We start from the raw sequence: 14,751 nt of genomic DNA, 5'->3' as shown, positions 1-14,751 counted from the left end.
AGTTGAATGAAAATAGAGGAGTCTGCCGAAAGAGAATATCATGATATAATAATTGAGTTGTCTAGAAATGAGGGAGGGGTGAAAAGATGGAGACGAAAAAGATGATGCGGTCCTATTTTTTCCAAATCACGGCTGTTTTGTTCATTCTTATTTGTCTTGTCATCTCGGCACTTGCCTTTACCGCAGACCGTGTCACGATTTCACGAGTCGAACAGCAGACGGAGAAACAGAGTGAAAAAAGTGTCGAAGTCTCGAGTAATGCGTTACGCGACAGCGTCGGGAACTTACACGAAAAAATCATGAGTCTTCAATTGAATGTCACAAATATGAACAATCTCGATCGAGCGATTCGGGATTCGAATTTGCTGGATATCGATACCGGATTTAAAAGCTTCTTTTATTATGATCGTAAAACCGATAAAATCACCTGGTTTTCGAGTGAAGATCGCCGTATTTCGGATTCCAAGATTCGTCGCGATGACTCTTTTGTACAAGCTCTGACGAGTACGGATTTTCATATGAGTCCACGTTATGATATAGCGAATGATTCTTTGACCTATATGTATGTCTCGGTTCGAAATGGCAATGAGCGGGTCGGCGTATTTGGTGGAGGGCTCAGTCTTATGAATTCCGTCGTTTTTCGAAATTCACTGGAATCGTTTGATGATGATACGATGGCCTATTTATTTAACAGCCAGGGTGAGCCGCTGGCAACATCTAAAAATCTTGTGACCGATCAAGAACGCCTCTTGAGTCAAAGTGTTGTCAATCGGGCTTTCAAAAGCAGCAAACCGTACGAAATCTTTAGTACAAATAAAGATATGTACTATTTCGCACACGATTTGAAGGTGACGGATTGGAAAATCCTAGTGCGGACACCGCGGAGTGTATTTTACGAACCGGTCTATACGACACGTCAGCAATATTTGGTCATTGCGGCACTTACGTTGGTGCTCAGTCTGATTGTCGGTTATTTGATGTCGCGGCAATTGACAGCACCCTTACTGGAACTTGTTCAAAAAATCGAAAAAAGTACGACACCTCAACCGATTACTCTGGAACGTTCCGGCTCGAATGAAGTCAAGACCTTAGTCTCCGCCTACAATGAATATGCGCAAAGGATGGAACATGCACGGGTCGAACAGTTGAGTCAGCAACAGGTGATTTTACATCAGGAAAAACTGGCATCTCTCGGACAACTGGCGGCAGGAATTGCCCATGAAATCCGAAATCCGTTGACACCGGTTAAGATGGCACTGCAACTGCTGTCAGAAGAAAAACAAAACAATCCGGATATGATGCAAATTGCCTTATCCGAACTGGACCGGGCCAACCAGTTAATTCAGACGATGCTCGATTTATCCAAAAATGATAAAACAACGCTGGCAATGGAACAGATTGATATGAAAAAAATGATGGAGAAATTAACGTTCATTCTCGAATCGAAATCACATCCCTACGAAGCGGACTGCAAGATTTACACACCAGCACATATGCCGCCGCTGTATGCTTCGGAAAATGGCTTGTTACAAGTGTTGTCGAACTGTATCGGAAACGCACTGGATGCTGTCGAATCGAAAGGACCAGACGGGATTTGTCATGTCCACCTCCATATATATCCTGATCAGTTTGTATTTATCGTCCAGGATAATGGTGTTGGAATGACGGAGGAACAGATTCTCATGATTGGACAGGCATTTAATACGTCTAAAATCAACGGAAATGGTTTAGGATTGTTCATGTCCAATCAGATCGTTCGTCAGCATAATGGACGAATCGAAGTCGACAGTAAGGTCGGTGTCGGGACGACAGTACAACTCTTTTTCCCAAGACGGGAGGAGCAGGCATGAGATTCAATAAGTCCTGGTTGTTTGTTTTAATCATTTGGATTGCATCCGTCCTTGTCATTTCCAACATGTTTGTCCAAAAGGAAACAAGTCCTAAACGGAATGTCGTAGGATTTACAATCGTGAATGACAAACATGAATTTGCGCAACGGTTAATCAATGCCTTTAAGGCAGAGGCGAAAGCCAATAAATACGAAGCGTTGGTAGCGACGTCGCAAAATTCCCGAATAAGTGAACGCGAACAGATTTTGGAATTCGTTCAATTGAAAGTTGATGCCATCTTCATCACGACACTGGATGATGTCTATATCGGAAGTGCCATCGAAGAAGCCAAAAAAGCAGGAATCCCTGTATTTGCGATCGATCGCATGATTCGTTCAGATGCTGTCGTGAGCTCGATAACATCTAATAATCAAATGATTGGGGAACAATTGGCTTCCTATATTAAGAATGAGTTAATCAAAAGCACCGGTCAATCAAAGGGACGGATCGTCGAAATCACGGGTACGGCAAACGTTTATACGACAAATGAACGGCACCGGGGATTCTTAAAAGGAATCGAAAATGAGCCGGCGCTTTCCATTGTCGATTCTGCAAGCGGAAACTACGATCCGGTCACATCCGAACGTGTCATGCGGCAGGTAATCGAGTCCGGAATTCCGTTTGATGCGGTCTACTGTCACAATGACGATATTGCGATGGGAGTACTCGAAGCATTGAAAAAAGCAAACATTTCCGGAAAAATAGTTGTCGGAATTGATGGGAATCGTGCTATATTAGAAGCTGTTGACATGAAATCGATGGACGCGACAGTCGTCCAGTCCGCTGAAGAGATGATGAAAGTCGCCTTCAGCGCGTTGAAGCTTCATACGAAAAACAAAAAAATTCCCGATCGTTTCTATACGTATTCATATTTGTATGACGGTAGTAGACCAATACCCATGTTGAACTAAAGAAATAGATGGTGAAGGCGGACGATTCGCCTTTAATTGTTAAAGAAAGAGAAAGGATGGTGACAAATATGAATGGATTTACCCATTTCGATTTGCACCCGTTCGTCGTCGAAGCACTCGAAGACGCACGTATTAAAAAACCAACCGATATTCAATCCCGAATCATTCCAGCAGCGCTCAAAGGGCGGGATATCATTGGACAATCACAGACAGGAACAGGAAAAACGTTGTCGTTCCTCTTGCCGATCGTTCAAAATGTCAATCCGGAACTTCAAGAAATGCAAGCCATCATCGTCGCACCGACGCGCGAGCTCGCTTGGCAGATTCACGAGGAATTGAAATCAATCCTCGTCAAACAACCGGATTACATCAAGACAAGCCTTATCACAGGCGGAATGGATCGCGAACGTCAAATCGGACGTGTCAAAGTCTCACCGCAAATCGTGATCGGAACGCCGGGCCGCATCCTGGACCTCTTTAAAGAACAAGCATTGAAGCCGCATTTCGTGAAACATTACATCATCGATGAAGCGGATCAGATGCTCGACATGGGATTCTTGCCGGAAGTCGACCGGATTGCCCAAGCGCTTCCTGAGAAACTGCAGATGATGGTCTTCTCGGCAACGATTCCTGAAAAACTGCAACCATTCTTGAAAAAATATATGAACAATCCACGTTATGCGCATGTGGATCCAAAACAACAGACAGCGAAAAAAATCGTGCACCATACGGTTCCGGTCAAACACCGTGATCGTTCTGATTTGACGTTGAAACTGGCGAAAGCCCTCAACCCGTATATCTGTCTCGTCTTTACGAATACGAAAACAGAAGCGATCGAACTCGAAGCTCTCTTCCTTGAAGCGGGACTCAACGTCGGTTCGCTTCACGGTGACTTGCCGGCCCGTCGTCGGAAACAAGCCATCAAGGAAATTAACGAAGCGAAATACCAGTACGTTATCGTAACGGATCTTGCTGCACGCGGCATCGATATTTCAGGTGTCTCGCACGTCATCAACCACGGGATTCCGAAAGATCTCGACTTCTATGTTCACCGTGTCGGTCGGACGGGTCGTGTTGACCAAGACGGATTGGCTTACACATTGTTTGAAGATCACGAAAATGGTTCAATCAACCGTCTTGAAGACCGTGGTATTGAATTCATCAACGTCGATGTCAAGAGTGGTCAAGTCAGCGAAGTGAAAGAACGCCGTCGTGCGAAACCACACATGAAAACAGCAGTTTCGAAAACCGCGCACAGTCGTTTATCAGGTGAAGCTGCAAAAGCGAAAAAACGTGTCAAACCAGGTTATAAAAAGAAACACCAGTATAAACTGAAGGAAACAGCAAAACGCGAACGAATCAAAGAACAACGTGGAATCGGACGTGCTGAACGTAAAGCGAACGCAAGTAAAACAAAATAATCAGTCCTCGGCATTCAAGCCGAAGTCGAACGGTTTAAACAAAGTCTACGATAGAATTCGTGGACTTTGTTTTTTTTAGTATCGCTAAAGGTTCTTGTTTTTTTCGACATTTGGTACACTAGAAGCAGAAGAAGGGTGGAATTTTTAATGAAAATCGGTTCACATGTGTCTCTTTCAGGCAAAAAAATGTTACTTGGTGCGAGTGAAGAAGCGGCCTCTTATGGTGCAACGACCATGATGGTCTATACAGGAGCACCCCAAAATACAAGACGAAAACCGATCTCCGATTTGCGAATTCCAGAAGCATTGTTGCATATGGAAGCAAACGGAATTGAAGAAATCGTCGTCCATGCACCTTATATCATCAATTTAGGCAATACGACGAAACCGGAAACGTTTGAATTAGCCGTGTCGTTTTTAGGGGAAGAAATCCGGCGGGCGGAAGCTCTCGAAAAAGCAAAACATATCGTCCTGCACCCAGGCGCACATGTCGGTGCCGGGGAAGAAATCGGAATCAAACGAATCATTGAAGGGCTCAATGAAGTGTTAACGGGAGATGAAAAAGTAAAAATCGCTCTCGAAACGATGGCTGGAAAAGGGTCAGAAATTGGTAAGACGTTCGAAGAAATTGCAGAAATCATTGCGGGTGTGACGCACAATGACCGCCTGTCCGTTTGTCTCGATACGTGTCACGTCCATGATGCCGGTTATGATCTCATTCATGATTTGGACGGAGTATTGGAATCATTCGATCGTATCGTAGGAATTGACCGTATTGGCGTGATTCATGTCAATGATTCGAAGAATATTCGCGGTGCCAAAAAAGACCGTCACGAAAATATCGGATTTGGGGAAATCGGTTTTGACCCGTTACATCGAATCGTTCATCATCAGGATTTGGCCCATTTACCAAAGATTCTTGAAACACCCTATATCGGACTGGATCCAAAAAAGAAGGTCGCACCTTATCGTGAAGAAATTGCCATGTTACGTTCGGGAAATTTTGACGCCGAGTGGCGTTTGCCACTGATCGGTACATCCATTTAAATGAGAGAGGTGTCTGTCGCGTGTGCCATCTACTAGTCGTTGAAGAATCAGAATTTGCCTTAAGACAAGCAGTCGTCTTATATTATGAAACGAAAGAACCGTTTTATTTACCGGCGGAGCTAGCCGAAGGGGAAGAAGTATTTTTGGCGACGAAAGATGGAATCGTTGCGTATGCTGAAGTTTTGTTCAGCGAGTACACGACACGACCAGCAGATCCTCACTGGTTGACGGAGGCGGATGAACAAGAACGTACGTATGCCTGCCTGGATTTGATCAGCGTGGATTTACGGCATCCGTTGTTAGGGTCACCGTTATCAGGATTACAGGTGAAACCGGGACAAACGGATTTGAAAGTCAGACAGTGGTTGGTGGAGGCCTGGCAAGCCGGTCATTTTGAATCGGATGTGACGACAATCGATCAAGCAAAAAATCGTCGGATGGAACGTTTTCGTGAACGGAATCATCCTGCACCGCTAAAAGAATTTTGCGAGATGTGTGGAAACGCACAGCAATCAATTCTGGAATGGCACGAACATCACGGTCACTTTCAGACACTTTGTCCGACTTGTCATCGATTGGCACATCAAAGTATCGAAAAAATGGAAGACGTTGCTGCCACATCGGATCAAGCTTCTCCCAAACAGTAAGTGCCTCAGTGGGTTATTCCTGAGTCGCTTACTGTTTTTTAGATGGCGTCTCCATGATATAATCAAGACTGATAATTATTATCAGTGAAAATGGAGTAACTGGAGGAAAGCGCATGACTGATTTAGCAATGATTCCGATTGGTAAACCTGTAGTGATGACAGATTTAAATAAAATCGAAGATCGACTTCGGAGACGCCTGCTTGCTCTTGGATTTTATGAAGGATGTCCGGTCGTCGTCAGGAGACGAGCGAGCTTTCAAGGTCCTTTGACGATAGAACAACGTGACCACCATCAAATGATTGCCATTCGCAAAAGTGATGCAAAAAACATCGGGGTATTCTTACCATGACACAAAAAATTGCGTTACTTGGAAATCCGAATACCGGAAAAACTTCTTTGTTTAATCGTTTGACGGGGTCCTACGCCCATGTCGGAAACTGGTCCGGCGTGACGGTCGATAAAAAAGTCGGGAAATTGCACGGAAATCGTGGACAACTGATTGATTTACCGGGTGTCTACGATTTAGATCCATTATCTGCAGATGAAGCCGTCGTGGCACGTTTCCTGATGGAAGAGTCGTTTGATGGTATGATCAACATCATCGATGCTTCACAGTTGGAACGAAACTTACAATTGACAGCTCAACTCTTGGAAATCGGAAAACCGATTCAAATCGGATTAAATATGATGGACGTCGCCCGGAATCGTGGCACGACGATTGATGCAGAAGCATTAGCACGGGAACTGGGTGTCGATGTGTTTCCGATTGTCGCCCGGACGGGAGACGGCTGTGAAGTGTTGTTGTCATCCATTCCTGAAGCGGCAAAAAAACACACGCCCTTACGAATCGATTATGGACAAAAAACGGAACAGGCGATTACGACCATCATCGAGTTAGCTGATTTACAAGAACATGAACGTTGGATGGCTGTTCAGTATTTAGCTGGGAATCGTGTCTTCGTTGAATACCTGGAAAGAAAGTCACCACGTATCATTGAAGTCCGAAAGCAGTTGGAACATCAGCTTGGACGGTTTATTCATGCGCACATTACAGAGTGTCGGCGTAACTGGGCGATTGCGATTCGTGCCGGATCGGTCGTCGAAGAAAAATCAGATCGGAAGACATGGACGGACCGGATTGACGCGGTCGTCACGCATCCGGTTCTTGGGTTGCCTATTTTCTTCGCTGTTTTATACGTTCTGTTCCATGTCACCTTTAACTGGATCGGTGCACCCCTCTCTGATTTATTAGGTGCATTTATCGAAGGCCCGATTTCGTCGGGAGTGGTCTTTGTGCTGACACAACTCGGTGCATCCGGATTCATTCAGGACTTATTGATTGATGGTGTCATCGCAGGTGTTGGTGGTGTCCTCGTCTTCGTTCCACAAATCTTCGTCTTGTTTTTCTTCATCTCGTTTCTTGAAGATTCCGGATACATGGCACGTGTCGCAATCGTCATGGACCGTTTCATGCAGATGGTAGGACTGAACGGAAAAAGTTTTATTCCGATGATCATTGGATTTGGTTGTAACGTTCCAGGCATCATGGCGGCACGGTCGGTAGAAGAAGAACGTGAACGCCTCGTGACGATTTTCATCTCACCGTTCATGTCGTGTTCAGCTCGTTTACCGATTTACGCTGTGTTCGCAGGAAGTTTTTTTGCAAGTAATCAGGCGTCGGTCGTCTTATCGTTGTATATTCTGGGTATAGTGATGGCATTACTTGCTGCAAAAGTATTTTCAAAAGTTTTGGCGGCTGAAGAAGCAACGAGCCTGTTCCTGGTTGAACAACCGCCCTATCGTGTGCCTCAAGGATTGACGTTATGGCGTAGTACATGGCAAAAAGGAAAAGGTTTTGTCCGTAAGGCAGGAACATTCATCTTTGGAGGATCGGTCATTATCTGGCTGCTCGCCTATACGGGACCAGGTGGTTTTGATGTCAATATGAATGATAGTTTTCTTGCAATGATTGGTGGTCTGATTGCGATGTTGCTGATTCCACTGGGATTTGGAACATGGCAGGCAGGAGCCGCTTTAATTACAGGTTTCCTGGCAAAGGAAGTCGTTGTTTCGACGATGGCAATCATTTACGCCGTCAATGAATCAGAACTTGGACGGCAATTATCCGGCCAGTTCACATCACTCAGTGCCTATAGCTTCATGGCGTTCGTCCTGCTTTATGTGCCGTGTCTTGCGACTGTGGCAGTAATCCGACGTGAAGTCGGTAGTGCGAAATGGACGTGGATTGCCAGTTTGTATGGATTATTTGTTGCTTACGGTATTTCATTCTTGATTTATCAAACGGGGCACGCACTCGGATTTTCATAAAGGGAGGAAAGCAGGATGCATGTGATTGATATTTTAATTGGTCTGCTTGTCTTTGGATATGCCGGTTTTTCATTAATCCGTTTTACAAAAAAAGCGAAAAAAGGAAAATGTGCGACGTGTGAAGTAGAGCCGACATGTCAAACAGCATGCGATGACGTCAATTGGGACAAAGTCATTGCGGAAGCATTAAAGAAATAACAAAAAGCGTTTTTCTTCTATCGACGAGAAGAAAAACGCTTTTTATGTGGAATGCAGATTCATCCGTCGTCAAAACGGCCAACGATCGGCAAGGAATAAAAATACTTTCATCCCAAGGAATACACCGAAAATCCCAACGATGGCTGGAAAGACGGGGGGAGCAGGGATTGGTAATTTAAGAGCAGTAAAGACGACACCGCAGATGATACCGGCTAGCAAAGACAATAAAATTTGTTGAAGCATGAGGTCCAGTCCTTTCTTCATATAAAAAACCGCTTACATGCTTATTATATGAAGATGTCTGACGTTAAACAACGATTATTTTTTAGCAACGGTTGGATCAAAGGTAATCTTTTCTTCAGTGCGTTCGACCGGTATCCATTTTTGTTCGAGTGGGTTGTCAAAAGACGGTTTTGCTTTTAGTTTTCCGTTCGTATAGAGCTGAATGAGAATTTGTGATTCACAGGCTTGTTTGCCCTTCGTCACATAATGATAGTTTCCGGATTCATCCTGTTCACGTGCTTTTACGTTATCGGCCATCGTCAAAGCCAAACAATCCTTGATATAGTTTTTCTGTTCTTCGTCAATGATCGGGAAAAGGATTTCAATCCGTTTACGCATATTACGTGTCATCCAGTCGGCACTGGAACAGTAAATCAAATCGTCCCCATTATGGTGGAAGTAAAAGATACGGGAATGTTCCAAGTAACGATCGACGACGGACGTGACACGAATATTTTCCGAGACCCCTTTGATTTGTGGGCGGAGACAACAGACACCACGGACAATTAATTCGATTCTGACGCCTGCGCGTGATGCTTGATACAGTTTTAGAATAATATCTTTTTCCGTCAAACTGTTCATTTTGGCAACGATTCGACCATTGCCATGTTTTTTATGATATTTGATTTCTTCATCAATCAATGATAAAAATTTCTCGAGCATCGAGTTCGGTGAGGTATGCAGAGCATTCCATTGAGGTTGCTCCCCATAACCGGACAACCAGTTGAAGAAATTTGTTGCATCTTCAGCAATTTGTTCCCGAGCCGTTAAAAGCCCGATATCAGTATATAATTTAGCCGTGGAATCATTATAGTTCCCTGTTCCGAGATGGACAAACCGTTGAATGCGACCTTCCTGCAGCCGGACGATCAATGTGATTTTCGAGTGTGTCTTTAAATCGCTGTAACCGTAAATGACGTGAGCGCCTACTTTTTCTAATTGTTTGGCCCACTCGATATTTTTCGCTTCGTCAAAACGTGCTTTCAATTCGACGAGCACTGTGACCTGTTTGCCATTCTCTGCAGCAGTCTTCAATGCTTTGATGATCGGAGAGTCTCCGGATACCCGGTACAACGTTTGTTTAATCGCCAATACGTTTGGGTCATTAGCGGCTTGAACAATCAACCGGACGATGGGATCAAACGTATGATACGGGTGGTGCAACAAGTAATCCTGTTGCAGAATTTGATCAAATAAATTTTTTGATTTTTCAAGCGCCGGGGGTTCGACGGGCATGATAGTCTGATAAATCAAATGATCGTATTCCACACCAATTTGGCTGTAAAATGCAAAGGCAAATGTTAAATCAATCGGACCATCGACAGCATAGATATCCCGGTCCTGTAAGTCGAGGACATCGCGTAACATATTGAGTAAGTTCGTATTAATGGCATTCTTCTGAATTTCCAGGCGAATCCCGACTCCCCAACGTCGTTTCTTCAGTTCTTTTTCAATCAACTTCAATAAGTCATGTGTTCCTTCTTCATGGAACGGTAAGTCTGCGTTTCGTGTAATCCGAAACGGCATGGCTGACAAGACACGATAGCCTTTAAACAAAGAGTCAATAAAGGAAATGATGACATCTTCGAGTAAAATTACAGCTGTCGTTTCCTCATCATCCACCGGTAAATCAACGAAACGAGGCAGGACGGCCGGGACCTGAACAAGTGCCAGATTCCGTTTTGATCCGTCTTCCGCTTCAAGCGCCGTCGCGATGTTCAGCGATTTAGACGACAGCATCGGGAACGGGCGGTATGCATCGACCGCAACAGGCGTCAAAACTGGAAAGACTTGTTCTCTGAAGAACGCTTTGACATATTCTGCTTGCATTTCATTTAACTCGTCATGCTTCAGGAAAGAAATTCCCTCTGCCTTCAACGCTTGGGTGACGTCTTTAAACGCTTCGTATTGTTGATCGACAAGTTCTTTTGTTTTGGTCGCGATGGCGCGTAACTGTTGTTTCGGTGTGAGTTGTTGTTTATTTTCTGGTTTATTGAATCCAGCCAGCACTTCGTCCTTCAACCCACCGACTCGAACCATATAAAATTCATCTAAATTGGAACTGAAGATGCCTAAAAACTTGAACCGTTCCATTAAGGGATTTCGCGTATCCGTCACTTCTCCTAGGACACGTTCGTTGAATTGTAACCAGCTGATTTCCCGGTTGTTAAAAAACTCAGGGGAGTCAATCTTCACGTAAGGCCGCCTCCTTTATTGTCAAACTGAATGGATCGATCAATGATTCGTTCCAAATGTTTTTTTTGCTTTTCTGCCTTCTCGACCTCAAACCCGTAATCGTGATCACCGGTATCAAGAATGATGCGGATATCTTTTTTATCTTTTTCCAGGACGAGTTCGAGACTGTCGACGGCACGACGTTCTGTCACATCAAGTGCCTCCGTCAATTTAAGGATTGATCCGAGTAAATCAAAACGCTCGATGGATTTATCCGTGAACCAATCTTTAAACGGTTTTAAGAGTTGTTGCATCCGTTTGGAAGACGAATACGAACTGACCAGCGCCAGCGCTAAACGATCTTTATGCGTCATTCCTTTTAAATCGGTATTTGTCAAAAGATAAAATGTTTGATTGGACCGGGTATCCGGATTGATGTACTGTCCGCAGTAAAGTAAGCGGCTGGCAGAATCCAGTAATCGTAAATCAGCAGCCCGATCCGGAATGATATCGAGTGTCACCAATTGACGGTAAATCGATTTGGCGATTGTCCCGAGATAGTTCATCCGGTCCCGATTGACTTTGTAATCACTTTCCAGCTGATAAAGACTTTCTTCGCGAACATTCTCGATACGCCGTTGTTCCTGCTCGCGTAAATCATATTCGTAGACAAGACCTTCCCGTAAGCCGTAATTACTCATCACGAACTGCTCTGCCTCGATATGTAGTGCCAGTTCATGAATCGCGATTAACGCAGGTAAAAAGATGTCGACCCGGTCTTTGGATAATCCTTCGACTTTGGTCAATTGTTTAGGTGCTTTGTCCTCTAATTCGTCGATCAGTTTTCCTAACTCTTTTGACCGGACTTGATATTGATGGATACCATGCAGAGGATAGTCGAGTGTAGATTGATGAATGCGGACGAAGTTTCGTGCCGATCCGCCAACGCCAATCAGTGGAAGCTTTTTGTTTTTCAACCAAGGAATTTCGTCGAATTGTTCACGTAAGAACTTCACCAGTTTCTTTTGTTCACCTGACGTCATCGTTTCTCCGGAGAGGAATTGACGGGTCAACGTGACGGCACCAAAAGGGAAGCTGTGGTAAGCAACCATTTCCCGATTCTCAATCAACGTGACTTCCATGGATCCACCACCGATATCGACTGAGTAGCCATCGGTCAGGAAAGTTGAATTGATGATCGCGAAGTAGCCGTAATAAGCTTCTTGTTCATCAGACAGAACCCGCATCGTAAATGGAGTTTCCTGTTCGACAGCATAGACGATGTCCTGTCGGTTACTGGCATTTCGAATGGCGGCTGTCGCCACACAAATCGTTTCTTCGACGTGATGGGTAATGCCGATTTCGTGAAAACGCTGCAGCGTTTCGCACAGTAACCGGATTCCGATTGAATCGAGTGCACCGTTCGCATCAATATGAGCGGAGAGACGAGCAACGACCTTAACATTGATTGTTTCGATGTATCGACCGGAATCGATTGGATGGAAAATGACATACCGGATCGAGTTGGACCCGATATCGATGACTGCTAATTCATTCTTCAAAACAAATCCGCCCCCTTTGAGTACTCAATCCATCTTTTCCCGAATCAGTGATTCTGAAAACGACAGCTTGTATCCTTTTATTGTACCTTGTGTACCTGCCTAAAAGCGTCTATTCACAAAAAAGTTACATCGGTTGCAACGAATGAAGGCTGGCGCTATAATAAGACAGTTGATAAGACGTAATTATTCCGTTTTAACATGAGACGGAAGGAGAGAATAGACATGACAGAACCCATTATTGAAATTAAACAATTAACATATGATTATCCGGATCGACGTGTCTTAAACGAAGTGACGTTTAATGTCCAACAGGGGCAGTTCCTGGCAATCGTCGGAGAAAACGGATCCGGGAAATCGACATTAATCAAATGTATGCTCGGTTTACTAAAGCCCAAAGGGTCGATTCATTTATTTGGACAGGATCAAGCAGCCTTTAGTGACTGGTGGCGGATCAGCTACGTATCGCAAAAAGCAGCAGCGTTTAACTCCGGATTTCCGGTGACGGTCGCAGAAGTCGTCGAGATGGGACTGTATGCGAAAAAAGGATTATTTCGGCGGGTGACGAAACTGGACCGTCAAAAAGTAAAGACGGCGCTTGAAACGGTCGGCATGTGGGATCGGCGCGATTCAAAGGTCGGTGACCTGTCGGGTGGACAGCAACAGCGGGTCTTTATCGCCCGGGCGCTCGTCAATGATCCGGATTTGATGATTTTAGACGAGCCGACAGTCGGAGTCGATCAACGATACGTCAAAGAGTTTTATGAAATCCTGGAAGAGCTACGACGTGATAAAAAGCGGACCTTTGTTCTCGTCACACATGACATTCACTTTGTCAGCAAGTTGGTGACGGATGTAATTCACCTCGTCGACGGACGACTTGGGTGTAATTGCGGTATTAAAGAATACTGGGAACTGGATGAGCAGACGATTCGGTCCTTGTATCCCGTTCCAGGACGTGTTCTTGTCCATGAAGGGGAGGTCGTCCAGTGATTGAAGCGTTCATGACATTAAAGTTCTTACAGTATGCGCTTGTCGCAGCAGTATTGATTGGTTTTACGGCTCCGTTGATCGGGTCATTCGTCGTCGTCCGGCGAATGAGTTTGATTGCGGATGCGTTATCACACGTCACACTGGCAGGAATTGCCCTTAGTCTATTGATATCCGGTATGGTTGCGAGTCTTGCCGATTTGAATCCGCTCTATCTCGGAATCGTGACATCGGTCATGGCGGCGTTGACGATTGATTGGCTTCGTGCGAAATATAAACATTTTCAAGAGCTTGCCATCCCGATTATCATGGCGACGGGAATGGGACTTGGCGCCATTTTCATCAGCTTGGCGAACGGCTTTTCGATGGATCTTGTGTCCTTTTTATTCGGAACGGTTTCAGCTGTCACCTTGACGGATGTCTATACGATTTTGATTGTCACAGGCGTCGTCATCTTATTTGTGATTGCGTTCTATAAGGAGTTATTATTCTTGTCGTTTGACGAGGAACAGGCACGGGTTTCCGGCATTCGTCTTCGGCTCGTGCACATTCTATTTATGATCGTTGTTGCCTTGGTGATTGCAATCAGTATGCGGGTTGTCGGGATTTTGTTGGTATCAAGCTTAATCACCTTGCCGGTCGCAGCCGCACTTCGACTTGCGAAAAGTTTTAAAGCGACGATTTTTTATGCCATCGTGTTTGGAGAAGTCGCGACGATTACCGGTTTGATTCTGGCTTATCAATTTGATTTAGCGCCGGGTGGCATGATTGTCATGCTCGCCGTCGCAGAACTTATTCTCGTCATGATAATTGAACGGTTTTGGATCGGAGGGAAATTGCATGAAAAAAAACATCGAACAAGCGCGTGAACGGATGAAAGCATCCGGATTCAAAATGACGCCTAAGCGTCTTGATTTATTGGCTTATCTCTTTGAAGCCAACCGCTATGTCAGTGCACGGGAAGTGGCAGAGGAATTGCGATTGTCACATCCGTCACTCAGCTACGATACGATTTACCGGAACTTAAATGATTTTGCGGAAATCGAGATTTTAGAGACAACGGAGTTGGATGGAGAAATGAAGTACCGGGCTGCGTGTCAATCGGGACATCATCATCACCATCTGATTTGCCGGACATGTGGAAAAACAGAAACATTGGACGTCTGTCCGATGCAATGGGTGGCTCCGATTAAAGATTCGGGCTTCGAAGTCGAAGACCATAAATTCGAAATCTACGGCCGCTGTGCAGCCTGTCAAAAATAAGTAAATGGATACCGGAAAGTCCTTTGATGGTTCAAAGGGC

General features: G+C 44.8%; 14 protein-coding genes. 11 read left to right on the top strand and 3 right to left on the bottom strand.

The features are described from left to right. Positions 1-86: 86 nt before the first annotated feature. From MUN34_RS10055 to MUN34_RS10020, 8 genes are all read left to right on the top strand, one after another. On the top strand, positions 87-1,850 hold the full coding sequence (locus MUN34_RS10055; RefSeq protein ID WP_247857713.1) for a sensor histidine kinase: 1,764 nt from the start codon (positions 87-89) through the stop codon (positions 1,848-1,850). Continuing rightward, the gene (locus MUN34_RS10050; RefSeq protein WP_247857712.1) at positions 1,847-2,800 is read left to right on the top strand and encodes a sugar ABC transporter substrate-binding protein; all 954 of its coding nucleotides are present in this window, start codon (positions 1,847-1,849) and stop codon (positions 2,798-2,800) included. The genes MUN34_RS10055 and MUN34_RS10050 overlap by 4 nt, the downstream gene beginning before the upstream one ends. Positions 2,801-2,868: 68 nt before the next feature. Next, positions 2,869-4,221, top strand: coding sequence for a DEAD/DEAH box helicase (locus MUN34_RS10045; protein ID WP_026828969.1), 1,353 nt, complete (start codon positions 2,869-2,871; stop codon positions 4,219-4,221). 147 nt (positions 4,222-4,368) lie between these two features. Further along, complete coding sequence (locus MUN34_RS10040) at positions 4,369-5,268, top strand: deoxyribonuclease IV (RefSeq protein ID WP_026828968.1); 900 nt, start codon at positions 4,369-4,371, stop codon at positions 5,266-5,268. 20 nt (positions 5,269-5,288) lie between these two features. Beyond that, the gene (locus MUN34_RS10035; protein ID WP_247857711.1) at positions 5,289-5,915 is read left to right on the top strand and encodes a hypothetical protein; all 627 of its coding nucleotides are present in this window, start codon (positions 5,289-5,291) and stop codon (positions 5,913-5,915) included. A 113-nt stretch (positions 5,916-6,028) separates the two neighbouring features. Then, positions 6,029-6,265 carry a FeoA family protein gene (locus tag MUN34_RS10030; RefSeq protein WP_026828966.1) on the top strand — a complete coding sequence of 79 codons (237 nt, stop codon included), beginning with the start codon at positions 6,029-6,031 and terminating at the stop codon, positions 6,263-6,265. Next, positions 6,262-8,244 carry a ferrous iron transport protein B gene (gene feoB, locus MUN34_RS10025; RefSeq protein ID WP_247857710.1) on the top strand — a complete coding sequence of 661 codons (1,983 nt, stop codon included), beginning with the start codon at positions 6,262-6,264 and terminating at the stop codon, positions 8,242-8,244. The genes MUN34_RS10030 and feoB overlap by 4 nt, the downstream gene beginning before the upstream one ends. A 15-nt stretch (positions 8,245-8,259) precedes the next feature. Further along, the gene (locus MUN34_RS10020; RefSeq protein ID WP_247857709.1) at positions 8,260-8,442 is read left to right on the top strand and encodes a FeoB-associated Cys-rich membrane protein; all 183 of its coding nucleotides are present in this window, start codon (positions 8,260-8,262) and stop codon (positions 8,440-8,442) included. A 69-nt stretch (positions 8,443-8,511) separates the two neighbouring features. Here MUN34_RS10020 and MUN34_RS10015 read toward each other — a convergent pair whose 3' ends face one another. From MUN34_RS10015 to MUN34_RS10005, 3 genes are all read right to left on the bottom strand, one after another. Further along, the gene (locus tag MUN34_RS10015) at positions 8,512-8,685 is read right to left on the bottom strand and encodes a XapX domain-containing protein (RefSeq protein ID WP_012369749.1); all 174 of its coding nucleotides are present in this window, start codon (positions 8,683-8,685) and stop codon (positions 8,512-8,514) included. 75 nt (positions 8,686-8,760) lie between these two features. Then, positions 8,761-10,920, bottom strand: coding sequence for an RNA degradosome polyphosphate kinase (locus MUN34_RS10010; protein WP_247857708.1), 2,160 nt, complete (start codon positions 10,918-10,920; stop codon positions 8,761-8,763). Beyond that, on the bottom strand, positions 10,917-12,461 hold the full coding sequence (locus tag MUN34_RS10005; protein WP_247857707.1) for a Ppx/GppA family phosphatase: 1,545 nt from the start codon (positions 12,459-12,461) through the stop codon (positions 10,917-10,919). Before MUN34_RS10005 ends, MUN34_RS10010 begins: the two co-directional genes overlap by 4 nt. Positions 12,462-12,683: 222 nt before the next feature. Between MUN34_RS10005 and MUN34_RS10000 the strand changes: the two genes are divergently transcribed. The 3 genes from MUN34_RS10000 to MUN34_RS09990 are packed head-to-tail and all read left to right on the top strand — an operon-like array spanning position 12,684 to position 14,711. Then, the gene (locus tag MUN34_RS10000) at positions 12,684-13,451 is read left to right on the top strand and encodes a metal ABC transporter ATP-binding protein (RefSeq protein ID WP_247857706.1); all 768 of its coding nucleotides are present in this window, start codon (positions 12,684-12,686) and stop codon (positions 13,449-13,451) included. Beyond that, the gene (locus MUN34_RS09995) at positions 13,448-14,317 is read left to right on the top strand and encodes a metal ABC transporter permease (protein ID WP_026828960.1); all 870 of its coding nucleotides are present in this window, start codon (positions 13,448-13,450) and stop codon (positions 14,315-14,317) included. The genes MUN34_RS10000 and MUN34_RS09995 overlap by 4 nt, the downstream gene beginning before the upstream one ends. Continuing rightward, on the top strand, positions 14,289-14,711 hold the full coding sequence (locus MUN34_RS09990; RefSeq protein ID WP_026828959.1) for a Fur family transcriptional regulator: 423 nt from the start codon (positions 14,289-14,291) through the stop codon (positions 14,709-14,711). The genes MUN34_RS09995 and MUN34_RS09990 overlap by 29 nt, the downstream gene beginning before the upstream one ends. The last annotated feature ends 40 nt before the right edge of the window (positions 14,712-14,751 follow it).

Origin of the sequence: Exiguobacterium sp. 17-1 (genome assembly GCF_023096305.1) — a bacterium.
GTDB classification, from domain to species: domain Bacteria; phylum Bacillota; class Bacilli; order Exiguobacteriales; family Exiguobacteriaceae; genus Exiguobacterium_A; species Exiguobacterium_A sibiricum_A.
Note: the sequence above shows the minus strand (reverse complement) of the source record. Positions and strands in the feature narration are given on the sequence as shown.

Bases quoted from the DNA above. Each gene is read 5' to 3' on its own strand.
- MUN34_RS10015 (WP_012369749.1), bottom strand. From the start codon at position 8,685: ATGCTTCAACAAATTTTATTGTCTTTGCTAGCCGGTATCATCTGCGGT.
- MUN34_RS10055 (WP_247857713.1), top strand. From the start codon at position 87: ATGGAGACGAAAAAGATGATGCGGTCCTATTTTTTCCAAATCACGGCT.
- MUN34_RS10040 (WP_026828968.1), top strand. From the start codon at position 4,369: ATGAAAATCGGTTCACATGTGTCTCTTTCAGGCAAAAAAATGTTACTT.
- MUN34_RS10050 (WP_247857712.1), top strand. From the start codon at position 1,847: ATGAGATTCAATAAGTCCTGGTTGTTTGTTTTAATCATTTGGATTGCA.
- MUN34_RS10000 (WP_247857706.1), top strand. From the start codon at position 12,684: ATGACAGAACCCATTATTGAAATTAAACAATTAACATATGATTATCCG.
- MUN34_RS10030 (WP_026828966.1), top strand. From the start codon at position 6,029: ATGACTGATTTAGCAATGATTCCGATTGGTAAACCTGTAGTGATGACA.
- feoB (WP_247857710.1), top strand. From the start codon at position 6,262: ATGACACAAAAAATTGCGTTACTTGGAAATCCGAATACCGGAAAAACT.
- MUN34_RS10045 (WP_026828969.1), top strand. From the start codon at position 2,869: ATGAATGGATTTACCCATTTCGATTTGCACCCGTTCGTCGTCGAAGCA.
- MUN34_RS09990 (WP_026828959.1), top strand. From the start codon at position 14,289: ATGAAAAAAAACATCGAACAAGCGCGTGAACGGATGAAAGCATCCGGA.
- MUN34_RS10020 (WP_247857709.1), top strand. From the start codon at position 8,260: ATGCATGTGATTGATATTTTAATTGGTCTGCTTGTCTTTGGATATGCC.